The following is a 23,996-nucleotide window of genomic DNA, read 5'->3' as shown; positions in this document are numbered from 1 at the left end:
TCTATACTATATTCCCATATCTGCAATTGCCATCTCTTCAAGACGTAACCACATCCAAATATCACATGCACCATTCAACAACATATTACAAGATGTAAACATATAGATGGTATCTTTATCATGCCAAAAGATCAACAACAAAGAAAATCCAATAGAGATTGTTGTGAAGATTGCGGCAATCCACCATTTATCATAATGTAACAAACGTAAACGATAAGATATTAAAATATCTTCTATACCATGTATAAAGGTAATAAATGCTAAAATCAAATACATCGATTCTACTGCATCTGCAGTACTAGTAAGTGCCCATACCCCAGTAAAACAAGCACAAATACAATGGATTAAACTTAACACTGAGAACTTAAATCGTTCATCTTCTTGAATGAATAGAAACAATTGTCCAACTCCTTGAATCATTAAGAGAAACCCTGCAATGTAGGTGACAGCTAAAGGAGCATGTGGAAATACCACCAACATTGATCCACCTAATATCAACCAAAGCATAGACTGCATTAGTCCGTTCCATTTGATTTTGCTTAAATACGCCTTTGTAAATAGCATAGCATGTTCCTCCATCATACAACTTTCATTACATTATAGTAGCATTTCCATTTTAAGAAAGGAAGTCTTTTTTATGATATCTGCTATTTATTGGAAATCTACTCTTTTTACATACACTTTTTACAACATTATCGCAATAAAACTTGTTCAATACCCTTTAAATAAAAATCGATTATGGTATAATAAAAAGGCACTATTCAACCATACCCTCATAGTAAAATGGATATTACGGGTTCCTCCTAAGAATCAATTGCAGGTTCGATTCCTGCTGAGGGTGCCATAAATAAAAATAGAACACACTAACTAGCAAGTGTGTTTTTATTTTGTAGATCACACCAAACAATGCACACAGATTAAGAAGTTTAATCATATAGAATATCATAAGTTTCATTTCATTATATAACTTAGTAATGAGTAGACAATTATACTTTTAATGCTCTATATTTCATACATACAAAGAGATAAATTGGATATCATAAGCTAGAACACATAGTACAAAAAACTTGATATCATTTGAAACATTTCGCAAAATTTGATAAAATGCTACAGTTAGAAAAGGAGTGTTGTATCTTGGAATATATAAAATTAATTGGTGTAGTCATCATCGTTTTAGGATTTATGATGAAATTTGATGTACTTGCCACAGTGTTGATTTCAGGTCTAGTGACTGGTCTTGTATCTGGATTAAGCTTTACAGAAATACTAGCTATTATGGGGGAATCTTTTGTTAACAATCGACTTATGTCTGTATGGTTAATTATCTTCCCAGTGATTGCTATTATCGAACGTTATGGTCTTAAAGAAAGAGCATCTCATTTGATCGGTAAGATTAGAAATGCATCTGCTGGTAAAGTTTTATGCTTGTACATGATAATTCGTAGTGCTGCAAGTGGAGCAAATATACGTATCGGTGGACAGGTTGAATTTGTTAGACCTTTGATTCTACCAATGTCAGAAGCTGCTGCTGAAAAAGCCAAGGGTTCACAACTAAGTGAAAAAGAAGAAGATTCCTTAAAGGGATTAGCTGCAGCAACAGAAAACTATGGGAACTTTTTTGCTCAAAATATATTTCCTGTAGCAAGTGGAGTATTGTTGATTCAGGGTACATTAGCAGAAGCTGGATATGGTAGTACAACTATTTACTCTGTTGCACAAGCAAGTTATCCAATCTGTATCATAGCTATCATTTTAACGTTTGTTCAAGTACTTCGTTATGATAGAAAGATTAAGAAAGCGAGGATGAATACAAATGGAAACGATATTTAATAATGCTTCTGAATTTATATTTATTCTTTGTGGATTTGTTAGTTTCAATGCAGCTTATCAAGCATTAGGGAATGAAAGAGCTCGTATAGGAACTGTTGCATTTTGGACTTTATTAGGAGTCATCTTCATTTTTGGAAAAGTTATTCCTTATGAAGTTACAGGCGGATTGTTGCTAGTTATGGGATGTTTGACCATGTGCAAACAGGTTGAAATTGGAAAATTTAAAGCCCCTGATATAGAAAAAAGAAAAGCGTCAAGTGAAGAAATTAAGAACCTTATTTTTCTTCCAGCGATTCTTGTCGCAATGGTTGCGCTTATTTTATCTCGTGTCAAAATTGATGGACTTCCGTTGCCTGGTGCAGTGATGGTAGGCGCAGGATGTATTCTTGCCTTATTCTTTGCCATGTTATTATGTAGACCTAAGTTTACAGAAACACGTACAGATACCGCAAGGTTATTGATGCAGGTCGGTAGTGCATCTTTATTACCACAGTTGTTAGGTGCTTTGGGTCAAGTATTTACAAAAGCTGGAGTTGGTGATGTAATATCTGGAGTTATTTCTGGTCTTTTACCAGAAGGAAATATTTTATTTGGTGTTGTCATTTATTGTCTAGGTATGGTAATCTTTACAATGATTATGGGAAATGCATTTGCTGCATTCTCTGTCATAACGGTTGGTATTGGTATTCCATTTGTGATTGCACAAGGTGGAAATCCTAGCGTTGTTGGAGCGTTGGGAATGACTGCTGGATATTGTGGTACACTAATGACACCAATGGCCGCTAATTTCAATATAGTCCCTACAGCCGTATTGGAAACCAAAGATAAATGGACGGTTGTAAAAGCACAAGCACCTATGGCATTAACGTTAATCGTTATTCATATCGTATTGATGCTTGTACTTGCATTTTAGAAAGAAGGTTATACATGATGAAAATATTAGTTACAGGATTTGATCCATTTGGTGGCGAATCCATCAACCCTGCGATTGAAAGTGTGAAACGTCTACCAGATACAATTTTAGGCGCTGAAATAATCAAACTAGAAATACCTACTGTTGTTCATAAATCTTTAGCAGTTATCAAAGAAGCAATTGACACTTACCAACCTGATATGGTATTGTCCATTGGACAAGCAGGGGGACGTAGTGATATTACTGTAGAACGAGTTGGTATCAATATAGATGATTGCCGTATCAAGGACAATGAAGGAAATCAGCCAATTGATGAACCAATTTATGCAGATGGACCAGATGCTTATTTCGTTAATTTACCAATAAAGGCAATGGTAGAACATATTCGTAAGAGTGGAGTTCCTGCATCCATTTCAAACTCTGCTGGAACCTTTGTATGTAATCATGTCACTTATGGTGTGCGTTATCTATTAGAGAAACAAGGCAAAGGCGCAAAGAGTGGATTCATACATATTCCCTACTTACCTTCCCAAGTCATTGATAAACCAAACCAAGCATGTATGTCATTACAAGATATCGTAACTGGATTATGTGCTGCGATCAAAGCTATGGTACAAAATGATCAAGATATTAAGAAAGCAGAAGGAACGATTTGTTAATGCAGAAGATTTTTGTATATGGTTCTTTACGTGAAGGAATGTACAATTATGATAAATACCTGAAAGGGAATAGTATATTTCTAGGGTATGGGTATGTGAAAGGAAGCTTATATTCTTTAAAAGGAGTATCCTATCCTGCTATACTTGAAGGAAAGGAAAATATTCTTGGTGAAATTTATGAGATTGATGATGAACTACTAAAAGAAATTGATGCCTTAGAAGAATATGTACCAGGTGATCCAAATAATGACTATAATCGTATCTTCACTACGATATATATGCAAGATGGAACCACTGTACTATTACCCGTATATTTCTTTAACCTAACAAAGAAGGAAAATATGGAACGATTAAATCAAGTTATTACTGAGAACGATTATGTTGCTTATATGAATCAATAGAAAAAAACCTTGTGTAGACTACCCAATTTATGGGAGTTCATCACAAGGTTTTTTTACATATTCCAACAATGGTTTAAAGGTCCACTTCCTTTACCTAAATCTAAACCATCACGTAGTGCACCACCAATAAATCCTTTGGCTAAGGCAACGCTTTTATGTACGTTGTAACCTAATGCTAAATTAGAGGCAATGGCACTAGATAAGGTACAACCAGTTCCATGAGAGTTAGGATTATCAATTCGTTCACTCGGTAACCAGAAAGCATTTCCATTATGATATAAAAGGTCATCTGCGCGATCTTCAAAATGTCCGCCTTTGATTAAGATATAACCATCAAAGAAGGTCGCAATCACTTTCGCCGCTGAAATCATATCATCTTTTGAGTGAATTGAAAGATCACTGAGTACTTCTGCTTCTGGAATATTAGGAGTAATGATCACTGCTAAGGGAAGAAGTTCTTCCTTTAAAGCCGTCAATGCACGATCAGCTAATAGCCTAGATCCACTTGTTGATACCATTACAGGATCAACTACAATGTTTTGTGCGTTGTATTGTTGTAATTTCTCTACAATTTTATGAATAAGTTCTGGTTCTGACACCATTCCAATTTTTATCGCATCTGGTTCGATATCTTCAAATACACAGTCGAATTGTTCTTCTAAAAACTTTGGTGTTACATTCATAATATCACGTACACCTAGTGTATTCTGAGCTACAAGAGCAGTGATAATGCTCATTCCATATACTTTATGTGCCATGAATGTTTTAAGGTCTGCTTGTGCTCCTGCACCCCCTGTTGGGTCTGTTCCAGCTATCGTTAATACTTTTCTCATACCAATCCTTTCCAATCAGTTAATGCAGATACTGCTTGATTACTGATTTCACATATCTGATTCCAATCTTTATCATTCGCTTCATCATATACCGCCACTACTTGATACCCATTTGTTCTCATACATTCAATGGCATATAATGCATCATCAATAAATACACACTCTTCTTTTTTTATGCCTAATTTCTCTATAGTTTTTTGATAAATACGTACATCCGTTTTTGGACAATCAGCTTCTTCGCAAGTCATAATGAATTCGAAATGATGTAAAATACCACATCGACGAAATGCGCTTTGTGCCATTTCTAAGCTACTTGCAGTTAAAACACATACACGTAAATTTTCTTTTACACAGCGTTCTATACATTCCTTTACGCCATTCTTTAAGGGAATATCTTCTTTATAATGTTTCATGACTTGTGCTTCAATTCCCTGTTGTATTTCTTCTATAGTATCTTCTAATTGATAAGTTTGTTTTAGATACATCGCAGATTGAGAAAGTGACATCGGTGTTATAATTTCTTGTAATCCCTCTTCTGCATGTATTTGTAAAGTTGCTAAATAATCTTCTCCTACATGATCCCATACATGCATAGAATCTAATAGTGTCCCATCCATATCGAAAACAACAGCTTTTAACATTTTACTAGTTCCTGCGTTTTCTTTTTTAAAATCTTGCTAGCTTCAAATATATTCTCTTTCGCCATAATAGCGGATACAATAGCTACTCCATCAATGCCACTTCCCTTTAGCTCTAAAAGATTATGTTCATCGATTCCACCAATTGCTATTACTGGAATATGCACTGCCTCTACGATTGCTTTTAAGGTAGCAAAGCTTACATCATCCGCATCTTTCTTTGTCTTTGTAGAAAACATTGCACCTACTCCAAGATAATCTGCACCTTCTTCTTGTGCGCGCAAAGCATCTTCAACACTCTGTGCAGATACACCAACAATTTTGTCTTCTCCTAGAATCTTACGTACTTCTATGGCTGGCATATCACTTTGTCCAACATGTATACCATCTGCATCCACTGCCTTAGCAACTTCAACACTATCGTTTACAACGAAAGGAATTTCATGTCGTTCACATAGTTCCTTTATTTTCTTAGCTTCTTCTATGAATTCTTCTAAAGGTAGCTCTTTTTCTCGTATTTGAACAAAACTGACACCACCCTCAATCGCTTTTTCAATATCACTTTGTAGTTCTCTTCCCGCTAACCAAAAACGATCACTTACTAAATAAAGCTCTAAATGTTTCTTTAGTTTCTTTCTATCGAACTTCAATTTTAAGACCTCCATTCAATAGAGAAGGTGTCATATTACTAAGCGCATCGATGATATAGATATGTAAGGAACCACTTCCCTTTTTCTCTTGTAAAACACGCTCTTGAGCAAGCTCTCCACTAAATCCCATGTGAGCAACTCCACATGCGCATGCATCTAGTAAGTTTTCAGGATTTGCACCCGCATAGGCTCCAAGGATTGCGGATAACATACATCCAGTCCCTGTAATGCGTGACATTTCTTTATGTCCATTAAAAATTACATATGCCTTATCTGTATTACAAATGATATCGATAGCCCCAGTAATCGCAATTACTGCACCTGTCTTCTTACTCAACTCTTTTGCGAATACAATTGTTTCCTCCAAATTCTCTTTTGTGACTACATCACTCACATCTGCATCTACACCTTTCGTAGATCCACTTCCGGCATATACTGTTTTAATCTCTGAAATATTTCCTCGTATAATGCTAAACTTTACTTCTTTTAGTAAATCAAATGTTGTTTGTGTACGTAGGGTACTCGCTCCTGCACCTACTGGATCTAAGATGACTGGATGCCCTACTTCATTAGCTTTCTTACCCGCTTTAATCATAGAAGCAATCGTACGTTTATTTAATGTACCAATGTTTATCACAAGGGCATTACAGATGGATGTAATCTCTTCAACCTCTGCTTCATCATCCGCCATAATCGGACTTCCATGTACCGCCAATACTGCATTTGCACAATCATTCACCGTTACATAATTGGTGATACAGTGTACAAGTGGTGCTTTTGTTACTACATTTTCCATTTCTCTTTCAAACATATACTTACCTATCCTTTCGTTTGATAACTCATATTCCAAAACTTCAGTTCATGTATACTCGCTTCACGAAACAATTCTTGAAGGTGCTCTTTTTCATTCTCTTTTAAATACTGGCTCGCTTCATTCGCAAAGTTCATCCATGTTTTACACTTTTCCAAATATTCCGTACAACAATACTCCTGTATCCAATCACCATATACACTTTCTTGAATCAAATCCACATTCTCTTCTAACAAGCATTTTCCAATGTACGCATATGAAAGCATACAAGGAAGAGTCGCATATAAAATCTCGATATTCCCTTCATTTTTCGCAACTTCGTGTAAGAAATTTGTATAATTTCTACAAGTTTCTTGTTTTGGTTCTACTTCTAGTTGCTTAACATCATACCCCAATGCTTTTAACATACGAATACGTGCAGCACTTTCATTAGATTCTACAAACTTTAACATCTCATAAAAAAGGCAAATTTCATCCATGGTTTCACTCTTAAATATCCCCATTCCAAAACAACGTGCATACTCTTTCAGATATTTTGTATCTTCAATCAAGTACTGTATAAACATTTCTTGTTTCATGGTATGGTTTCGTATATCTTTTAGGAATGGATGATCCACATATTGACTCCAAATATCCCAACTTTTTTGTATGGTTTCTTCTATAAATGTCATATTTTCTCCTCCCCATAAACAAAGGGATATGCCAATGAGCATATCCCTTATATGTTACGGTTATGTTCCCTACGTTGGCATTATCCAAATCAGGTACGGTCGAAGTTCTCAACTTCCTCTCAGCCTGTTTACAAGCTCCCTTTATGTACTTTAAAATAGTAGCATGATTCTTACACTACGTCAATTTATAAATTGTCATCTATATCATTACGAATCATTTTTTTGAGACACGATTTTTTATAGAACTATCTAAACACTTATATTTTTTACTCATTAAATGACATTAAATCACTTGCTCAGAATATGTTTTTATTCATTCATCAATCTGAATTCAGAAGTTCTAAAAAACCCTCGCGTCCATACTTTTCGTAAACGTATCTCCAAAATCTTCTGTTCATCGCTACACCATTCATAGAACGTTTCATATTCATTTTTATCGAGTTTATAAAAATCACTAGCCATCCCACTCTGTACTTTTCTTTCAAGCACATATATTCCATCAAGCAGACCAACAGTTAAATTTCCATGCCTTTGCTTGACTTCATAATCATTCCAAGTCATCTTGTGACCCCCTTTATATATTTTTGGGTATCATAAATTCCGCAGTAATATTAAATTTAACATCTTATCATATAGTATACTATAGCTTTCCAGTGCCATATTTTTTTGTCTACTCACGTTGAACCTATAGAAAATTTTCATAACGAGCATCATAGCGTTGTGGAAAAAAATTCACTTAGTGTAAAATTTCTTTTTTCTTTTTTTTGCTAGTTGTTGTCTTAACGAGATGTTCCACAAAGAAATCCATGATTGTTTCCATGTTTTCCATTAGTAGACAAATGTTTTGACTTAAAGCAATATAAATCTCTTCTTCACTAAATGGTGCATACATTTGTGCTTCTACACTGGCTTCTAATTGCTCAATATTGATTCCCTTTTTCTTAAATACTTTCTTACAGTTTTTGTTATAGCTTTGAAATTCTTCATAACACTGTATTGCTTCTTCTCTTTTATTCATTTGATAATTCAAGATAATCATTGGGATATACATAAATGCAGAAGGTTCATCCCATTGTTCAAAAAAGTTTTTAGCTTCTTCATATTGTTGAAGACGTGCATAGATTGTTATGAGTGAATAGCGAACTCCTAAATTATCATGTTCACATAAACGCATCATATCTTTTGCCTCTTCTAAAGCAAGCATAAACTTCCCATGTTCCATTAGATATTCAAGATATGCTTTTTTGATTCGCATAAAAGGACGCGTTTCAATGATACCCCAATAATGTCCAATGGAATCTTCATCACAAAATCCTTTTTCTTTCATTTTCTTTTCCCCTAGTCTCACTAGGTTCTCATATCGCTCATCTGCATCATCTTCCCAAACATCTAAACTTAAAAATAACGCATCAAGATTTTCAGGATCAAGTTCTAAAATTTTTTCTAGTAATGCTATGTATTCTTTCTCACTTTGACAATCATCCAACTCATATACCAATTCTTGTGCTTGCTCTTCTTTGCTAAGGTTTCTTTCTGGTAATTTATGATTGTTATAAAGCTCCATAAATTCATGCCCGATTTTTTCTAAATCTCTTTCATCTTCACAATGATCTTGTATATACTTTTCTAATTCCCTCATCATCTTTTCATTGCTTTTCATAGAATCACCTCTCTTATAATTATAGTATACTTCATTGTTCGTTATATATATAGTACTTTCATACATTTATCAGGTTTATTTATTCGAATATTTCCTCATGAATGTGATACAATAATAGACAAGGAGTGGTTTCTATGAAAAAAAATCAAACATCATTATTTAAAGAATACAAAGAAAAGTCAAACGCATACAACCTTGCGTTAAACACTTTATATTTTGACATTGCTACCATTGCACCAAAAGATGGTTTATCTTATCGCAATCGCATGGTTTCTATTTTATCAGGAGAATCATTTTCTCATGAAACTTTTCCCGAACATGTGACATTGATTGAGGAAATGGCAAAAAATAAAGATAATTCAAAAGAATTACAGAAAGAATTAGATTTGATGTTACGTAATCTATCAGATATTCGAGTACTTCCAAAAGAGGTTTATGTTTCTTTTACTCAACTAAAGGCAGAGAGTCAAACTGCATGGGAGAAAGCCAAAGAAGCAAATGATTATCAAATTTTTAAACCATATTTAATCCAGATTATTGAGAAGCAAAAAGAAATACTAACCTATGTAAATAAAACTTGTAGTGATTATGATTATCTTTTGGATCGTTATCAAATAGGTTTAAATATTGAAACTTATGATCTGTTCTTTAATAAAATTAAAGAAGAACTATTACCATTTATCAAACGAATTTTAGCAGAAGGAAAACATATCGATCAAGGAATTTTACTACAATCGTATCCAGTAGAGGAACAAAGAGAGTTTATGGATATCCTAATGAAATACCTTCAGGCAAATCCCAAGAACTGTTATATTACAACAAGCGAACATCCATTTACACAATTCTTTTCTACTGATGAGGCAAGAATCACAACTCATTATCATGAAGACAATGTAATGTCCGCAATATTCTCTACCATTCATGAGTATGGACATGCCAACTATGGTTTGCATGTAAATCCAGACTATGAGGGTACTACACTTGAAACTGAGATAGGATATGCAATGCATGAATCTCAATCACGCTTCTTAGAGAATCATATAGGTAGAAACCCACACTTTTGGATTCCATTATATCCAAAGCTACAAGCTTGTTTTCCTGAATATTTGAACGATGTATCCTTTGATGCTTTCATGGAAATGATCAATGTATCAGAACCATCTTACATTCGCACAGAAGCAGATGAACTAACCTATCCAATTCACATTCTCATTCGCTATGAATTAGAAAAAGCTATCTTTGATGGAAAAGTGGATTATGAACAACTAGATACGATGTGGAATGATAAATATGAGGAATATCTTGGTATACGTCCAAGCAACGATGCTGAAGGTATCCTACAAGATATGCATTGGGGTGCTTCCAATTTTGGTTACTTCCCTACTTATGCATTAGGAAGTGCATTTGCAGCTCAATTCTACCATCAGATGGAAAAGGAATTAGATGTAAATCATATTCTTGAACATGGAGAATTTGAAAAAATTTATTCATGGCTTGCGAACAATATTCATCAATATGGGGCATTAAAAAGTGCAGAAGAAATTATGATGGATACGACTAAAGAAGCTTTTGATCCAATGTATTACATCCATTATTTAAAAGAAAAATACGCGGCTATTTATGATATAAAATAAGAAAAAAGCTAGATGTAGAAATCTCTTTCAGAGTTCTTACACTAGCTTTTCTTATTTTTTTCTAAACAATGCGTTGATTTTTTCTTGAATAAGATTTGGATCATAACCCGCACTCTTTAACTTCGCTATGCGTTCTTGACCATTTCCCCAATTTCCTATTCCTCTAAAAATTTCTAACGCAATTTGATCAGATGACTTCTTTTGTCCTCCCGGAATATGCGGATCACTATCAATCCCAGTATCATTGGTCCAACCAGTTCCATTGTTCAACAAATAAGGATACTTCGCGCCTTCTTCAACTCTTGTAATTCTTCCTTCCCAATCTCCTTTATATACTCTTCCCCCCATACTTGAAGTGGAAAGAGTATTCGTACATACATACGTACCAATCTTGTATTTTGTCTTTGTTGGTTTCGTATATAAGTCTTTATATACGTTTGGTCGGAAAGCGCCTAACATTCCACTATAAGAGAAGGTTGCTTCATTAAATGCTCCCGCAAATCCTCCTTGATTCTGACCTAAAAAAACTCCTGTGCCATCTCCATTATCTGCCATAAATATAGCGATATGGCTATAAGGAGTTTTGGGTGCTTCTTTAAACACCACAATATCCCCTTTTTGTAGTGTTGTCACAACATCACAAGAAGTTAACATACCGTTGATATTGCGATTGTTCCAAATATCTTTTACATACCCAGTGGATGTACAAAAAGAATAGGGATAACCTAACCACTTCATATAATATGCATACCCATCCCAACATTGTGCACCATAAAATCCATCCATATCTTTTCGCACACCTAGCACTTCTTTTTTAAAATCTGTTGGAGTCTTCATCAAATCTTCCTTTCCTAACACGTTCTATCTCTTACATTACAATATGTATAAAATTCATATCCTTGTAGTATAAACACATAGAATGAACATAGGAGTGAGGCGTAATTCATCTTTTCCTAAACTATAGTGATATTTCAATTTAATTGAATTCAATTAATCATATAAAAAAGCCCCACAACAGGGCTTCTATAATATTCTGGCGCACCCGACAGGAGTTGAACCTGCAACCGTCAGAATCGGAATCTGATACTCTATCCAATTGAGCTACGGGCACATGCACGAACATTATAACATATTCAACATGTGCTCGCTATATGCATTTCATAATTTATCGAACTCAAATTTATTTACAACTTAATCCATTTGTTTTTTATGATACAAGTTTTTAACATGCAACCAATTTATGAGAATGGACATACTTACTCCGAAGGCTGTATCGATGATACGGTTAATCGCATATGAGAAGAACTGATCTTCTGGTGTATTTAACATAACGATAAAAAAGACAACGGAGCCTGCTTGTATTGCATTGGAACATTTCAATAATTGGCTCATATTGATCAAAAATATAATTCCAATGAAAATGAGTATTATATGGGTAATATGATGATACGATAACAGTAAGCTAAGACTATAAAACAACATACCAATAACACCACCAATGACTGTGCCTATTAAACGATTCCCTCCAGTTCTAAGGGAAGATGGGACAGAGTTATCCATTCCAAAGACAGCCCCTATACAAGCGAAGGTAGCGTTACGACCAATACATTCATAAATGATAGCGCATAAGGTTGCGGAAATTGCCGTTTTGATATTTCTTAAACCAATACCGAAGATTTTCTTAGATGATATTTGTTCTTTTGAAATCGTTGTTATAGTTTCTTCCATTTGTTTGTTTTCATTTTGAGAATCCATTCTACACCTCTTTCAGTACATTTTATTATAACAAATTTCTTATAAATTGTAAAAAAGGCGATGGTTAGAGAATTTCTCCTTCCATCACCTATTCTTAACATCCATCAACATCAATTTCCTATTGTGTTTTCTTATGTGCTTTTTCTAACTCTAATAAGAAGATTTTCTTATCCAATCCTCCACCATATCCTACCATCTTACCACTTGCGCCAATAACGCGATGACAAGGGACGATAATAGAAATAGGATTACGATTATTTGCCATCCCTACTGCACGACTTGCTTTATCATTTCCGCATAACTTTGCGATATGATGATACGAACAAGTTTCTCCATAAGGAATGCTACATAGTGCTTTCCAAACCTTTTCTTGAAAAGGTGTTCCTGTAGGTTGTAAAGGCAAGTCAAAGGTTGTACGTTTACCCTCGAAATACTCATCTAGCTGTTTACAACATTCACGAATACATGCATTAAGACTCTCTTGTTTTTGTTCATCTGAGAAAAGTACATGTGTAATCGCTTTTTCGTTTGCTCTAATTTCCAATATTCCTACTGGAGATTTGTAATATGCACAATACATATCGGCTCCTATTCTACTGATTTCAAAGATTCTACCATTGGAACCTTTTTCAGTTTATTGAACATCGCAAGATTTACAATAATTGCGAATGCTACAGTAATCAAAAAAGAATACATAAATGATGACATATCAATATTCCTTCCAAACATTACATTATCTAATTCTGCTAAATCCATAATGAGTCCATGTAATGCAATACCTAAGAATAATCCAACAAAACCACCAATGATTGTTAAGAATATGTTCTCACGGTATACGTATGCACTTACTTCATTATCATAAAATCCTAATACTTTAATTGTTGCAATTTCTCTTAATCGTTCGGATATATTTACATTTGTTAAATTGTATAACACGACAAATGCCAATAATCCGGCTGATATAATTAATACTACTACTACAAACGATAAGGAATCTACCGTTTTCTCAAAGCTAGAAGCAATGCTGGAATAGAAGGATACGGATTGAATCATATCATCTTGCATATACTTGTTTCCAATTTTACTTTCCTCTTTGATATATGATTTTTTTATCTTGATAAGTTGTCCACTTGGTTTTGCGCTAACATGATACAATCCCTTATAATACGTATTGCTCATATAAATTGCATGTCCAACATAGTTTTCGCAAATCCCTGTAATCTTCACTTTCTTTTGAACACCATCCCCATTGTTAATGGCAAGTGTATCTCCAACATCAACACCTTTTCGTTTTGCTAGTTTCTCTGTAATGACTGCCCCATCATCTTGGATAGGCACTTCTTCATGGCCAATGCGTGTTCTCACATCGATAAAATCTTTGAACTTCTCTTTGTCATTTACCACATAAATATCAACGCCTTGATCATCGCCTTTATCTCTAAATGTACCATGAAGAATAGATACTTCCATATGATCTTTAAATGTAGAATCACTACTTAATTGTTTGTTCAATTCTTCTCTTTGTGTAAGTGTTGAATCCTCTTTGTAAGTTACACTCATATCAAAGGTAAAGATATCTCCGTATTGTTTCGTAACAATTTCTCCAATAGAATCCTGAACACCAAATCCTGCCACTAATAAAGCAGTACAACCGCTTATACCAATTACTGTCATAAGGAATCTTTTCTTATAACGGAAGATATTTCGTGCAGTTACTTTATGAATGAAATTGAAATGTTTCCAAATGAAGTGAATACGTTCTAATAGAATCGTCTTACCATTCTTTGGTGCCTTTGGACGCATAAGAAGGGATGGAGTTTCCATCAAATCTTTATAACATGCAAATACAGCCGCTGCAATAGTCACGAAGGACGCAATACCAATAGAGGTGAATGCCATCGCAACTTCAAAATGCAAGGTTACCGAAGGCATAAGATACATAATACCCCATGCATTATAAATCACGGTTGGGAAAATCACAGTACCCACGAGAGCACCGAATAAACCTCCAAAGATACTCGCAATTCCAGCATATGCAATATACTTCATCGCAATATATGCATTGGAATACCCTAGTGCTTTAAGCGTTCCAATCTCTTGACGCTGTTCATCCACCATGCGGGTCATTGTTGTTAAACAAACAAGTGCCGCTACAAGATAGAAGAATACTGGGAACACTTTTGCGATACCATCCATACGATCCGCAGCACCACCAAAATCCATATAGGAATAATGGGAATGTCGATCTAGTACGTACCACTTTGGTTCTTCTATTTCTGCTATATCTTTTTTACCTTTTTCTATTGTTTCTTTTGCTTCTTCAAGTTTCGCAATACCATCTCGTTCTTCATTGGCAAGCTTGATTTTGTTGTCATTGAGTTCTTTCTCATTCTTAGAAATTGTTGCTTGTGCTTTTTCAAATTCTTTTTGTGCACTCAACTTCCCATCCTTGATTTGTTGTTCTCCAGCATTTAATTGTGAAGTGGTTGTGGAAATGGCTTCTTTTAATTGTGTCAATTGTTGTTGCGCATTGTCCAACTGTTGTTGTCCATTATCAAGTTCGCTCTGTATCTTTAAAATCCCATTTGATAATTCTGCTTGTCCTTTTGTCAACTCCTCTTTTTGCTTAAGAAGTACTGCTTTTTCTTCTTCGCCAAGAGCTGGATTTTGTAGGGCATTACTAAGTGCAATCAACTGTTCATTGATGCCATCCAACTGCGTTTGTAACTTTGCCTTTTCACTTAACGCACTAGCTTTACTATTTTCAAATTGTTCTTTATTAGACTCTAGTTGCGTAGAGCCTGTTGTATATTGTTGTTGTAGTTCCGCAACCTTTGCTCTACCATCCGCAATTTCTTGTTCTTTTTGTTTAAACGTAGTTTCTGTATTTTTTATGTTTGAAGATAAATCTGCTTTTCCTTTGTTTAACTGCTGTTCACCCTCTGCTAATTTCGCTTTAGCATCAGCTATTTCACGATCAAACTTCGCTTTGTTTTCCTCGTACTCTACAATACCTTCATCTAGTTTATCTTGTGCTGTTTTCTTAACTTCTTGTAGACGAACATCGCCACGTTCCTTTGATATTTTTTTGATAGCTTTTTCGATTGGTTTGATTTTATCAAAGTAATCATCATGATAGGAATTATAAGAAACAGCCCCATCCACTGTTACATAAATTTCACTATATACATCTGAAGTGAAGTTTGTATCTGGTATAGCGATATATCTAGCTACCTTTCCATCTCCAACAGTAGAACTTCCTTTTTCATAGGATAGATAATAAGGTGTCATTACCTTACCTACAACTGTATACGTATCATTTTTTAAGGATTCTCCAAGCTTCTCAGATGTCCCTGAAGTAAGTGTAATTTTATCTCCTAATGCATATCCAGAAGGCGCAATTTTATCAGCTTCCATAATACATTCATTCTCATTTGTAGGCATTCTTCCCTCTACCAACTTGTATTGATTAATATAACTAGAATCCTTACTTTCCTTGTTCATTGGAAAGGACATCACACGTACAACGTTTTGTTGTGAACCTTGCATCGTTAAAGTATCTAGTGTATGAGATGCATATACACCCTCTACTCCACTTATTTTTTCTATTGCGGTCGCATCATCCTTTGTTAGTCCTAAGGTTGATTGTACTTTAAAATCCATTAACCGATAGTCATCATAATATACATCGGCTGAACTCTTCATAATAGGAACACTCGCTTTAATTCCAGCATAAAAAGCCACTCCGATTCCCACGATTGCAAAGATGGAAATGAAGCGTCCAAAAGATTTTTTAATTTCGCGTGTTGTATCTTTTAGAAGTGCTTTTTTCTTCATGATGGATTCCTTTCGATTTAATATTCAATTTCATCTACAGGCAGTGGATGTTCATTTTGTACAATACTTTCAATACCTCCATTGCGTACTTTAATAACTTTATCTCCCATTGCGGTAAGTGCAAGATTATGCGTAATTACAACCACACTAATACCATGTGATTTACACATATCCTGTAAGAGTTTTAAAATCTGTTTTCCAGTGTTATAGTCTAATGCACCTGTTGGCTCATCACATAGCAACAATTTTGGATTCTTCGCAAGTGCACGAGCAATCGCAACACGTTGTTGTTCACCACCGGATAATTGGGCTGGAAAATTAGATGCTCTTTCTTCCAAACCAACCGCCTTAATAGTTTCATCGATATCCAACGGATGTTCACAGATTTGTGTAGCGAGTTCTACATTTTCTTTTACAGTAAGATTTTGTACAAGGTTATAAAACTGAAATACAAACCCAATATCATAACGACGATATGTTGTTAGTTCTTTGCGTTGAAACTTACTCACTTCTCTACCATCGACATAAATATCACCACTGCTACTGCTATCCATACCACCAAGGATATTTAAAATGGTACTCTTTCCAGCACCACTTGCTCCTGCTATTATCACAAACTCACCCTTATCAATCGAAAAATCAACACCTCTAAGTGCTTCAATTTCAACCTCTCCCATTTTATAAATCTTTTTTACATTTTTAAACTCTATATAGGCGCTCATGGACGTTCCCTCCATAATTATCTTATCTATATTATACTCGTTTTTCTTGATTTCGGCATTATAAATGTTACTTTTGTAACACTATCTTATATAAACTCCTGTTGACAACTCAGCTACCTTGCTTTACAATATAGTTATAAGTAACTTGCATTGCAAGATAGTGAAAGGAGTAGACCTATGATTCCCTCTCAAATGTTAAAAGGCATTCTAGATAGTTGTATTTTACAAGTCATACAGCACAAAGAGACATATGGATATGAGATATCACTTCAATTGAAAGAATTTGGATTCGGAGAGATTTCAGAAGGAACTATTTATCCTTTACTTTTGCGTCTTGAAAAAAATGGACTCATAAAAGCAGTCTATCGTGAGTCTGCATTAGGCCCTAAAAGAAAGTATTTCTCCTTAACACCCTTAGGTGAACAAGAACTATTTAATTTCGTAACACAGTGGAATGAATTAAGGAATGCAGTAGATGCCCTAAATGGAGGATATCATCATGAATAAACTAAGAGCTTTACGAAAAACAAATCGACAATTATCAAAGAAATTAGATTATATCAATAAGCCTATTTACTTAGATATTAGTATGTATTTACTTGCGTCACGTTTGTATATTGAAAAAATCGAAGAAACAAAACAAGATATTCTATATATCATGTTAGAAGCGCAAGAACAAGGGATAACTTTTGATAAAAAAGTAGGTCTTAGTGTTTCTTCTTTCTGTGATCAAATTGAACAAAACTCAATCAAAAAAACATATTTTGAAAGTTTTCTTGAATTTTTCCGTATCTCTGCAACTATTTTTACAGTATCAACTATTGGTTTTCTCATTGTATCACCTTCTATAGTAAATAAACTTTCACTTCTTTTTTCAGGACAAGAAATTCCTTTGTACCTTCCCACTATATCTCTTATATATTTGATTGTATACCCTTATCTTATTTTCTTACTAAATATGTATGTTCCTAGAATTCTAATACCAATTCTTCATAGTCGTCGACACACTCGAATCATCATTTCTGTATGTAATGGCGCTTCCGTCTTCATATTCCTATTGATTTCAAGTTTTCTAATAGGTCAAAACGCAATCTTTTCTATCTCATTATTGCATATACTCATCGTCAATATCATCTCGTTCTTTACTTTAATTATAACGAATATATGGATTTTGTATTTACGAAAAAAACACATAGAACTTACTATCGTGCAACAGTAACAATCAACAATTACCTACAGGAGGTCTATACTACTATGAATAAATTAAAAGAATTACGTCTATCCAACAACAAGCTGGACAATGAACTTACAAGTGAAAACAGTATCATCATGGTTGATATTGTCTGTTATTTACGATCTAGTGATATTTACGATGAACAAATTGAAGAAATACGCCATGATCTCTTAGCCATGTTCTTGGATGCGCAAAATCAAAACGTCGATATACATGAGCAGATCGGTGATGATTTTAAAGCATTCTGTGATGAAATTATTGCTAGCACACCAAAGAAAACAAAAACTGTAAAGATCATTGAGCTTATCGAAATCGTATTTTATGAATTCGTGTTATTGAGTACAATTATGTTATTATTCAATATTGATTATACACACCTATTTGAGAATGGAATTTTTCAAACATATCTTTCCGTTCCTATCCTTTCCCTTATCCTATTTTTTGTGTTGATGACCATACCTTTCGCAATCTATGAATATGTTACAAAAACAGCTTTAAAAAAAGAGAGAAAAAGATCAAAGAAGCTTATAATGATACAATGCGTAGTGGCTGGGATTACTGCTGGAATATGCGTAACTATTTATGTCCAAGCAATTGGCTTTTCAAATGAAATTGAGATTCCATTAGTTACGATCATACTCATTATTCTTGTTGCATTTATATGTAAGATACTCCTAACCAAGTTCGTTCAATCCCTTCATAAAAAACATATACAAATGACAAAGACTCTTTCCTAAAGGGTCTTTATTTTGAATCAAAGAATCCTAAGTCTTTTTGAAATTATGCTATACTATATGCAGGAGGTGTTACAAAATGGAATATCGTATAGCACATTGTAATATCAATGTAACGGATCTGCAAAAAAGCATTACATTTTATAAAGAAGCTCTTGATTTGGATGTCATTCGTACAAAAGAAGCAAGTGATGGAAGCTTTGTATTATGCTACCTTGGAGATGGCATTTCTTCTTTTGAGTTAGAATTAACTTGGTTGAAAGATCATCCACAACCTTACGAATTAGGTGAAAATGAAAGTCATATAGCGTTTTGTGTGAAGGATTTTGATAAGGCCTATCAAAAACATAAAGAGATGGATTGCATCTGCTTTGAGAATACAAGTATGGGCATTTATTTCATCCATGACCCTGATGATTATTGGCTAGAAATCGTACCTGAAAAAGATATCTAATACTATTTGGATATCTTTTCTTTTTTCAGGCAGAATACTTGTGAATCTTGTTATAGAGGTCTATAATAATTCCATAAGATTGAAGAGGTACTATGAAAAAACTAACATTAGAAAATAAAGATGAATTATCTCCTTATATAAAACAAGCTGATTACAATGAATATAATTCCAATATCATCACAATGTTGATGTGGTCTTCCATGTATGAAGTGTACTTTGAAACCTTCGAACATTATGCAATAGCTTATACTAAAATGCCAAATCATCCGACCATATGGATGATGCCATATTGCACGAAAGAATATCGTAAAAAAGCAATGCAAACCATTCAGGAATACTCTTCTACTTTAGGGATGGAGTTTGAAATTCATTCCATGACCCTTGAATTTAAGAATTGGCTACAAGAAAACTATCCGGATGAATTTTTAGTTTGGGATTGTTATAATGCAAGAGATTATATTTATGAGCGCAAACAACAAGAAACTCTTGTTGGAAAGAAAATGCAAAAAAGAAGAAATCATTATAATGCATTTTTAAAAGAATATGAAGGACGCTTTGTTTATAAAGCATTAGAAGAATGTGATATCCCAAACATTTATGAATTGTTAAAGGCATGGAAAGCAAACAAAGATCATGATGATAGCATCGATGCAGAAGAAGCAGGTATTCGTTTATTGCTAACGAATCTAAATACGTTGGAAATTCAGGGCGGTTGTATTTATATCGATGGGCAACTGCAAGCATTCAACATCACTTCACGTTTATCAAAAGATACTGTACAAATCCATGTAGAAAAAGCCAATCGATCTGTTCGTGGTTTATATATTGCGATTCTAAAATTATTCTTAGAAACACTTGATGAAAAAGTCCTATATTTAAATCGTGAAGATGATATGGGACATCCAGAACTTCGAAAAGCAAAAACAGATATGCAGCCAATTTCAAAAACACAGAAGTTTGGAAGTTGTCATCAAAAGATTGAGATTTCAAAAGCTAACAATACTTTCTTAGAATCTATCAAAGCATTATGGACTGAACGTTTTGAGGATGAAACAAAGGAAAGTACAGAGTACTTCTTTACCCATATGTATCATGAAGAAGAATGTTATATTCTTTATAGTGAAGAAGAATTGATTGCGATGATGCAAACAAGGAAAATGAAAATCGTATTAGATGGCAAAGAGGAACAAGTCTCCTTTATTGTAGGTGTCGCAACAAACGCTGAATATGAAGGCTGTGGGTATATGAAACGTCTGATGAATTATGTTCTAGAAGACTTGAAGAAAAGTGAGCGTTTCACTCTTTTACAGGCTTATGATTGGGATGTATATAAAGCATTTGGATTTGAAGAAGTATATGCACTTTCTAAAACAAAATTGGACAAAGCAAGTTTTACAGATAAAACAGGAACACTATCTCCTTGTACTTCTCCTAATTTGTTACTAGAAAACTACCAAATATTTACGAAAGATAAAAATGGTTATCGTGTTCGTGATACTAAATACTATGAACAAAAGATTGCCTATAGTGCCTTGTGGAATTATGTTATTCTTCTCCATGAAGTAAATGGAGTTATGGATGGCTATAGTGTCCTTGAAGAACAAGAAGATGCTCTTTACATCCATGAATGTATTTATCAAAGTGAAACAGCACGTGATCAGATGTTATCCTTACTTTGTGAACATGATAAAAAAGTCTTTGTCATGTTGGAAGAAGATGTGGAGCTTCCAGGAAGAAAGAAAGTTATAACACACATGATGGTGAAAGAATTAGGTAGTGAAACATTCCCTAAGAAACCTTTATTTATCAATGAAGAATTATAAAAACGAGCAAATTTCTGCTCGTTTTTTTATGATTTCTTACGGAATGCATCTACCCACTCTATAATCATTTGTTTACTTTCTTCTACATCATCTCTTGAAATACTCAATCCATCTTGCACTACATGAGCATTAGGTTCTGTTTTTATAATGTTTTCTATTGTACCTGCAAACCCACTTCCACCGTGCGTATTAAAAGGAATTATGGTTTTATCAGATAAATCGTACATATCTAAAAAGGAATATACGATCATTGGTAAATCACTCCACCAAGTAGGATAACCAATATAAATCGTATCGTACTGTTCAATATTTTCTACTCCTTCTTTTAGTTGTGGACGTGCATGTTCTTCAAGTTCTTTATCCGCTAGTTCAATAAGAGCTTCATGATCTGTCGTATATGGAGTTTTAGGTTCTATGCGAAATATGTCTGCGCTAATATGTTCCTGAATCACTTTCGCAACATATTCTGTATTACCTAAAACTTCTCCATCCATAACTACTGTACTATTTTCTTGTTCTTTACTCATGTTTTCAGGAGAAGTAGTTTCTGGAACCGAGAAATATACGACCAGTGTTTTTCCTAAATCTTGTGTTTCCCCTGTGGTGCTTGTATCTTTTGGTTGACTTACTTGTGTTTCTTTTTCCTTTGAACACGCAGTTGCGCTAAACAATAGAACAAGTGCCATCATCGGTATCAATATTTTTTTCATGCTATACCTTGTCTTTCCGTTGTTTCACCATTTCTACAAAAAAATCTACTGTTTCAGGTGTTTGGTGTGAAAAGAACAAACTTTCTTTTTTATCTAGTTCTGATATCGTTTGCATATCTTTATCAGAAAGCTCAAAATTAAATATATCGATATTTTCTTTCATTCTATTCATATGAGTAGATTTTGCAAGTGCAACGATATCTCGTTGCATCAACCAACGTAGAATTACTTGAGCGACACTTTTTTGATATTTGTTGGCGATATTTTGAAGAACTTCATTTTCAAACATATTTTGTTTGCCTTCTCCAAAAGGTGCCCAAGCTTCCATTTGTACTTCTCTTTTTTTCATATTGTCTTGAGCCAGTATTTGTTGATGAAATGGATTCACTTCTACTTGATTTACATGTGGTGCAATCTTTTGAAAAGCAACCATATCTGCCAAACGATCTGGAGAAAAGTTGCTAACTCCAATTGCTTTGATTTTTCCTTCTTCATAGAAATCACAAAGGGCACGATATGCTCCATAGTAATCAGAAAATGGTTGGTGTAACAACACCAAATCGATATAAGATACCTTTAACTTCTCCATAGATTTAAGTAGTGATTCTTTACAAGCTTCATAACCATAATGATCAATCCACACTTTTGTAGTAATAAATAATTCTTCTCTAGGCACTCCACATTCTTTCACAGCTTGTCCCACTTCTTCTTCATTAAAATAAGACTGTGCTGTATCAATATGACGATATCCTGCATCGATTGCTTCTAACACGCAACGTTTACAATCCTCTTTTGCTATTTGGAAAACTCCAAATCCTAATTTTGGCATTTTCACACCATTTCGCAAAGTAACATATTCCATAAAGTATACCTCCTTGACTTATCGTCTCTTTTTGGATACAATCAAATCATACAAGACGGTAGTTACAACCGGTCAATGCTTTTTTAAAATAAATGGAGGAAATTTTATGTATTCAATGAAAGAGGTCTGTCTCGAAACAGAGATGACGTATGAAACGCTGAAATATTATTGTAATGAAGGTCTTATTCCTAATGTTAAAAGAGATTCACATAACTATCGTGTCTTTGATGATAAGGATGTTGCGTGGATTAAAAATTTATCATGTTTAAAGGATTGTGGTATGAGTATTGTAGAGATGAAAGAATATATAGAACTTTGTTTAGATGGTGAATCTTCAATTCCTGAAAGGAAACTTATTTTGGATCACAAAAAAGAACTTCTATTAGAAAAATTACAAGAAGTCCAAAATTGTATAGATTATATTGATACAAAACAACAATTTTACGATGATGTCTTAGCAAAAAAAATCCCATATATTAGTAATCTCATTAAGGATGAAAAAGACTCCTAAAGCTTCATCATAGATTGAATTAAGATATTACTTCTTTTAATTTTGCCATGGCTTCTTCAAAACTACGTACAAAGTATCCATGTTTTAATACTGCACCTAAAACATAATGATTCATACCATACGTTGGTACATCATAACGATTTGCACTTATCAAACGTATATCACTGTTAATACCGATGATAATTTTCGTATTGCTTTTCATCGCGATTCCTAGCTCTACCATAACGCCAGCATCCTCATTCGTTAAATCCGCAATAAAGACATCGCACTCTTCTACTGCCTTCGTATCCGCATCATATATATCAATAGGTGTAGGAAGACTTTGTTTATTTTCATTAAATGGTTGGTCAATAGGATTAAATATATCAAGTTCAGGGAACATTTCACGCATGATGTTTCCTTCTTTTTTACGTTGTGCTACTTCTGCTTCATTGAATAAAGAACCTGCTAAATAAACTTTCATAACTTACCTCTCTCTTTTTTAAAATTATACTATACCCATAAAAGAAAAGCCAGTGATGAACCTTTGCTGATAGTGTAAAATGGATGTGGAATTGAAAAAAGTGATATAACCCTATAAAATTTAATCGCGAAACCAAATTTTCAGAAAGGGATTATATCACATGAATATATTATCACATTTCCAAGAATACA

27 protein-coding genes, 2 tRNA genes and 1 riboswitch are annotated in these 23,996 nt (G+C 34.1%); of the genes, 12 read left to right on the top strand and 17 right to left on the bottom strand.

Annotated features, from left to right (window positions below):
* Positions 1-6 precede the first annotated feature (6 nt).
* Positions 7-564, bottom strand: a complete 558-nt coding sequence (locus ACWG42_RS11330; protein ID WP_455792427.1) for a DUF308 domain-containing protein — start codon at positions 562-564, stop codon at positions 7-9.
* Positions 565-769: 205 nt separating this feature from the next.
* Between ACWG42_RS11330 and ACWG42_RS11325 the strand changes: the two genes are divergently transcribed.
* The 5 genes from ACWG42_RS11325 to ACWG42_RS11305 all read left to right on the top strand — a co-directional run bounded on the left by ACWG42_RS11325 (position 770) and on the right by ACWG42_RS11305 (position 3,803).
* Positions 770-844: transfer RNA gene (locus ACWG42_RS11325), tRNA-Arg, on the top strand.
* Positions 845-1,134: 290 nt separating this feature from the next.
* Entirely contained in the window at positions 1,135-1,830 is a 696-nt protein-coding gene (locus ACWG42_RS11320) for a DUF969 domain-containing protein (RefSeq protein WP_455792426.1), read from the top strand.
* The gene (locus tag ACWG42_RS11315) at positions 1,814-2,743 is read left to right on the top strand and encodes a DUF979 domain-containing protein (protein ID WP_455792424.1); all 930 of its coding nucleotides are present in this window, start codon (positions 1,814-1,816) and stop codon (positions 2,741-2,743) included. Before ACWG42_RS11320 ends, ACWG42_RS11315 begins: the two co-directional genes overlap by 17 nt.
* Before the next feature lie 17 nt (positions 2,744-2,760).
* Entirely contained in the window at positions 2,761-3,402 is a 642-nt protein-coding gene (gene pcp / locus ACWG42_RS11310) for a pyroglutamyl-peptidase I (RefSeq protein ID WP_455792454.1), read from the top strand.
* Positions 3,402-3,803 carry a gamma-glutamylcyclotransferase family protein gene (locus tag ACWG42_RS11305; protein WP_455792422.1) on the top strand — a complete coding sequence of 134 codons (402 nt, stop codon included), beginning with the start codon at positions 3,402-3,404 and terminating at the stop codon, positions 3,801-3,803. The genes pcp and ACWG42_RS11305 overlap by 1 nt, the downstream gene beginning before the upstream one ends.
* 53 nt (positions 3,804-3,856) lie before the next feature.
* Here ACWG42_RS11305 and thiD read toward each other — a convergent pair whose 3' ends face one another.
* The 7 genes from thiD to ACWG42_RS11270 form a co-directional block, all read right to left on the bottom strand.
* Positions 3,857-4,636: a bifunctional hydroxymethylpyrimidine kinase/phosphomethylpyrimidine kinase gene (gene thiD / locus ACWG42_RS11300; protein WP_455792420.1), complete on the bottom strand. Its 780-nt coding sequence runs from the start codon at positions 4,634-4,636 to the stop codon at positions 3,857-3,859.
* Complete coding sequence (locus ACWG42_RS11295; RefSeq protein WP_455792418.1) at positions 4,633-5,277, bottom strand: HAD family hydrolase; 645 nt, start codon at positions 5,275-5,277, stop codon at positions 4,633-4,635. Before ACWG42_RS11295 ends, thiD begins: the two co-directional genes overlap by 4 nt.
* Positions 5,271-5,924: a thiamine phosphate synthase gene (gene thiE, locus ACWG42_RS11290; protein ID WP_455792417.1), complete on the bottom strand. Its 654-nt coding sequence runs from the start codon at positions 5,922-5,924 to the stop codon at positions 5,271-5,273. Before thiE ends, ACWG42_RS11295 begins: the two co-directional genes overlap by 7 nt.
* A complete protein-coding gene (thiM, locus tag ACWG42_RS11285; protein WP_455792415.1) occupies positions 5,911-6,735 on the bottom strand; it encodes a hydroxyethylthiazole kinase in 825 nt (274 codons plus the stop codon). The genes thiE and thiM overlap by 14 nt, the downstream gene beginning before the upstream one ends.
* A gap of 8 nt (positions 6,736-6,743) precedes the next feature.
* Positions 6,744-7,406: a thiaminase II/PqqC family protein gene (locus ACWG42_RS11280; protein ID WP_455792414.1), complete on the bottom strand. Its 663-nt coding sequence runs from the start codon at positions 7,404-7,406 to the stop codon at positions 6,744-6,746.
* 48 nt (positions 7,407-7,454) lie between these two features.
* Positions 7,455-7,558, bottom strand: a riboswitch (TPP riboswitch).
* Between the two features lie 157 nt (positions 7,559-7,715).
* On the bottom strand, positions 7,716-7,967 hold the full coding sequence (locus ACWG42_RS11275; RefSeq protein ID WP_455792412.1) for a hypothetical protein: 252 nt from the start codon (positions 7,965-7,967) through the stop codon (positions 7,716-7,718).
* Positions 7,968-8,142: 175 nt separating this feature from the next.
* Positions 8,143-9,066, bottom strand: coding sequence for a tetratricopeptide repeat protein (locus tag ACWG42_RS11270; protein WP_455792411.1), 924 nt, complete (start codon positions 9,064-9,066; stop codon positions 8,143-8,145).
* 134 nt (positions 9,067-9,200) lie between these two features.
* Between ACWG42_RS11270 and ACWG42_RS11265 the strand changes: the two genes are divergently transcribed.
* Complete coding sequence (locus tag ACWG42_RS11265) at positions 9,201-10,700, top strand: carboxypeptidase M32 (protein WP_455792410.1); 1,500 nt, start codon at positions 9,201-9,203, stop codon at positions 10,698-10,700.
* Positions 10,701-10,751: 51 nt separating this feature from the next.
* On the opposite strand, the gene ACWG42_RS11260 is transcribed toward ACWG42_RS11265, so the two are convergent.
* The 6 genes from ACWG42_RS11260 to ACWG42_RS11235 form a co-directional block, all read right to left on the bottom strand.
* The gene (locus tag ACWG42_RS11260) at positions 10,752-11,558 is read right to left on the bottom strand and encodes a CHAP domain-containing protein (protein WP_455792409.1); all 807 of its coding nucleotides are present in this window, start codon (positions 11,556-11,558) and stop codon (positions 10,752-10,754) included.
* 176 nt (positions 11,559-11,734) lie between these two features.
* Positions 11,735-11,811, bottom strand: a tRNA-Arg gene (locus ACWG42_RS11255).
* An 80-nt stretch (positions 11,812-11,891) separates the two neighbouring features.
* Positions 11,892-12,455, bottom strand: a complete 564-nt coding sequence (locus tag ACWG42_RS11250) for an FUSC family protein (protein WP_455792407.1) — start codon at positions 12,453-12,455, stop codon at positions 11,892-11,894.
* A 118-nt stretch (positions 12,456-12,573) separates the two neighbouring features.
* Entirely contained in the window at positions 12,574-13,035 is a 462-nt protein-coding gene (locus ACWG42_RS11245) for a methylated-DNA--[protein]-cysteine S-methyltransferase (protein ID WP_455792406.1), read from the bottom strand.
* Positions 13,036-13,043: 8 nt separating this feature from the next.
* The gene (locus tag ACWG42_RS11240; protein WP_455792405.1) at positions 13,044-16,292 is read right to left on the bottom strand and encodes an FtsX-like permease family protein; all 3,249 of its coding nucleotides are present in this window, start codon (positions 16,290-16,292) and stop codon (positions 13,044-13,046) included.
* A 17-nt stretch (positions 16,293-16,309) separates the two neighbouring features.
* Positions 16,310-17,014, bottom strand: coding sequence for an ABC transporter ATP-binding protein (locus tag ACWG42_RS11235; RefSeq protein WP_455792404.1), 705 nt, complete (start codon positions 17,012-17,014; stop codon positions 16,310-16,312).
* Between the two features lie 177 nt (positions 17,015-17,191).
* Between ACWG42_RS11235 and ACWG42_RS11230 the strand changes: the two genes are divergently transcribed.
* From ACWG42_RS11230 to ACWG42_RS11210, 5 genes are all read left to right on the top strand, one after another.
* Entirely contained in the window at positions 17,192-17,521 is a 330-nt protein-coding gene (locus ACWG42_RS11230; protein ID WP_455792403.1) for a PadR family transcriptional regulator, read from the top strand.
* Complete coding sequence (locus ACWG42_RS11225) at positions 17,514-18,233, top strand: hypothetical protein (RefSeq protein WP_455792402.1); 720 nt, start codon at positions 17,514-17,516, stop codon at positions 18,231-18,233. The genes ACWG42_RS11230 and ACWG42_RS11225 overlap by 8 nt, the downstream gene beginning before the upstream one ends.
* 35 nt (positions 18,234-18,268) lie before the next feature.
* Positions 18,269-18,985 (top strand): hypothetical protein, encoded by a 717-nt coding sequence (locus ACWG42_RS11220; RefSeq protein WP_455792400.1) that lies wholly within the window; start codon positions 18,269-18,271, stop codon positions 18,983-18,985.
* A gap of 76 nt (positions 18,986-19,061) precedes the next feature.
* Positions 19,062-19,436, top strand: a complete 375-nt coding sequence (locus ACWG42_RS11215) for a VOC family protein (protein WP_455792399.1) — start codon at positions 19,062-19,064, stop codon at positions 19,434-19,436.
* A gap of 92 nt (positions 19,437-19,528) precedes the next feature.
* A complete protein-coding gene (locus tag ACWG42_RS11210) occupies positions 19,529-21,259 on the top strand; it encodes a GNAT family N-acetyltransferase (protein WP_455792398.1) in 1,731 nt (576 codons plus the stop codon).
* 26 nt (positions 21,260-21,285) lie between these two features.
* On the opposite strand, the gene ACWG42_RS11205 is transcribed toward ACWG42_RS11210, so the two are convergent.
* On the bottom strand, positions 21,286-21,969 hold the full coding sequence (locus ACWG42_RS11205; RefSeq protein WP_455792396.1) for a flavodoxin: 684 nt from the start codon (positions 21,967-21,969) through the stop codon (positions 21,286-21,288).
* A gap of 1 nt (position 21,970) precedes the next feature.
* Positions 21,971-22,831, bottom strand: coding sequence for an aldo/keto reductase (locus tag ACWG42_RS11200; RefSeq protein ID WP_455792395.1), 861 nt, complete (start codon positions 22,829-22,831; stop codon positions 21,971-21,973).
* 106 nt (positions 22,832-22,937) lie between these two features.
* On the opposite strand from ACWG42_RS11200, the gene ACWG42_RS11195 reads away from it, so the two are divergent.
* The gene (locus tag ACWG42_RS11195) at positions 22,938-23,342 is read left to right on the top strand and encodes a MerR family transcriptional regulator (RefSeq protein WP_455792394.1); all 405 of its coding nucleotides are present in this window, start codon (positions 22,938-22,940) and stop codon (positions 23,340-23,342) included.
* Positions 23,343-23,361: 19 nt separating this feature from the next.
* Here the strand turns inward: ACWG42_RS11195 and ACWG42_RS11190 are convergent, their stop codons facing one another.
* The gene (locus ACWG42_RS11190; RefSeq protein ID WP_455792393.1) at positions 23,362-23,805 is read right to left on the bottom strand and encodes a nucleoside 2-deoxyribosyltransferase; all 444 of its coding nucleotides are present in this window, start codon (positions 23,803-23,805) and stop codon (positions 23,362-23,364) included.
* Positions 23,806-23,996: the final 191 nt, after the last annotated feature.

Source organism: Amedibacillus sp. YH-ame10, assembly GCF_053848885.1.
The sequence above is the reverse complement of the archived record's forward strand: the minus strand, read 5'-3'. Positions and strand labels throughout refer to the sequence as shown.

Coding starts and splice junctions, on each gene's coding strand:
- ACWG42_RS11220 (WP_455792400.1), top strand. CDS start 18,269: ATGAATAAATTAAAAGAATTACGTCTATCCAACAACAAGCTGGACAAT.
- ACWG42_RS11190 (WP_455792393.1), bottom strand. CDS start 23,805: ATGAAAGTTTATTTAGCAGGTTCTTTATTCAATGAAGCAGAAGTAGCA.
- ACWG42_RS11245 (WP_455792406.1), bottom strand. CDS start 13,035: ATGTATTGTGCATATTACAAATCTCCAGTAGGAATATTGGAAATTAGA.
- ACWG42_RS11305 (WP_455792422.1), top strand. CDS start 3,402: ATGCAGAAGATTTTTGTATATGGTTCTTTACGTGAAGGAATGTACAAT.
- ACWG42_RS11225 (WP_455792402.1), top strand. CDS start 17,514: ATGAATAAACTAAGAGCTTTACGAAAAACAAATCGACAATTATCAAAG.
- ACWG42_RS11270 (WP_455792411.1), bottom strand. CDS start 9,066: ATGAAAAGCAATGAAAAGATGATGAGGGAATTAGAAAAGTATATACAA.
- ACWG42_RS11195 (WP_455792394.1), top strand. CDS start 22,938: ATGTATTCAATGAAAGAGGTCTGTCTCGAAACAGAGATGACGTATGAA.
- ACWG42_RS11295 (WP_455792418.1), bottom strand. CDS start 5,277: ATGTTAAAAGCTGTTGTTTTCGATATGGATGGGACACTATTAGATTCT.
- ACWG42_RS11250 (WP_455792407.1), bottom strand. CDS start 12,455: ATGGATTCTCAAAATGAAAACAAACAAATGGAAGAAACTATAACAACG.
- ACWG42_RS11235 (WP_455792404.1), bottom strand. CDS start 17,014: ATGAGCGCCTATATAGAGTTTAAAAATGTAAAAAAGATTTATAAAATG.
- ACWG42_RS11215 (WP_455792399.1), top strand. CDS start 19,062: ATGGAATATCGTATAGCACATTGTAATATCAATGTAACGGATCTGCAA.
- ACWG42_RS11240 (WP_455792405.1), bottom strand. CDS start 16,292: ATGAAGAAAAAAGCACTTCTAAAAGATACAACACGCGAAATTAAAAAA.
- ACWG42_RS11230 (WP_455792403.1), top strand. CDS start 17,192: ATGATTCCCTCTCAAATGTTAAAAGGCATTCTAGATAGTTGTATTTTA.
- ACWG42_RS11315 (WP_455792424.1), top strand. CDS start 1,814: ATGGAAACGATATTTAATAATGCTTCTGAATTTATATTTATTCTTTGT.
- ACWG42_RS11205 (WP_455792396.1), bottom strand. CDS start 21,969: ATGAAAAAAATATTGATACCGATGATGGCACTTGTTCTATTGTTTAGC.
- ACWG42_RS11275 (WP_455792412.1), bottom strand. CDS start 7,967: ATGACTTGGAATGATTATGAAGTCAAGCAAAGGCATGGAAATTTAACT.
- ACWG42_RS11280 (WP_455792414.1), bottom strand. CDS start 7,406: ATGACATTTATAGAAGAAACCATACAAAAAAGTTGGGATATTTGGAGT.
- pcp (WP_455792454.1), top strand. CDS start 2,761: ATGAAAATATTAGTTACAGGATTTGATCCATTTGGTGGCGAATCCATC.
- thiD (WP_455792420.1), bottom strand. CDS start 4,636: ATGAGAAAAGTATTAACGATAGCTGGAACAGACCCAACAGGGGGTGCA.
- thiM (WP_455792415.1), bottom strand. CDS start 6,735: ATGTTTGAAAGAGAAATGGAAAATGTAGTAACAAAAGCACCACTTGTA.
- ACWG42_RS11330 (WP_455792427.1), bottom strand. CDS start 564: ATGCTATTTACAAAGGCGTATTTAAGCAAAATCAAATGGAACGGACTA.
- ACWG42_RS11265 (WP_455792410.1), top strand. CDS start 9,201: ATGAAAAAAAATCAAACATCATTATTTAAAGAATACAAAGAAAAGTCA.
- ACWG42_RS11200 (WP_455792395.1), bottom strand. CDS start 22,831: ATGGAATATGTTACTTTGCGAAATGGTGTGAAAATGCCAAAATTAGGA.
- ACWG42_RS11210 (WP_455792398.1), top strand. CDS start 19,529: ATGAAAAAACTAACATTAGAAAATAAAGATGAATTATCTCCTTATATA.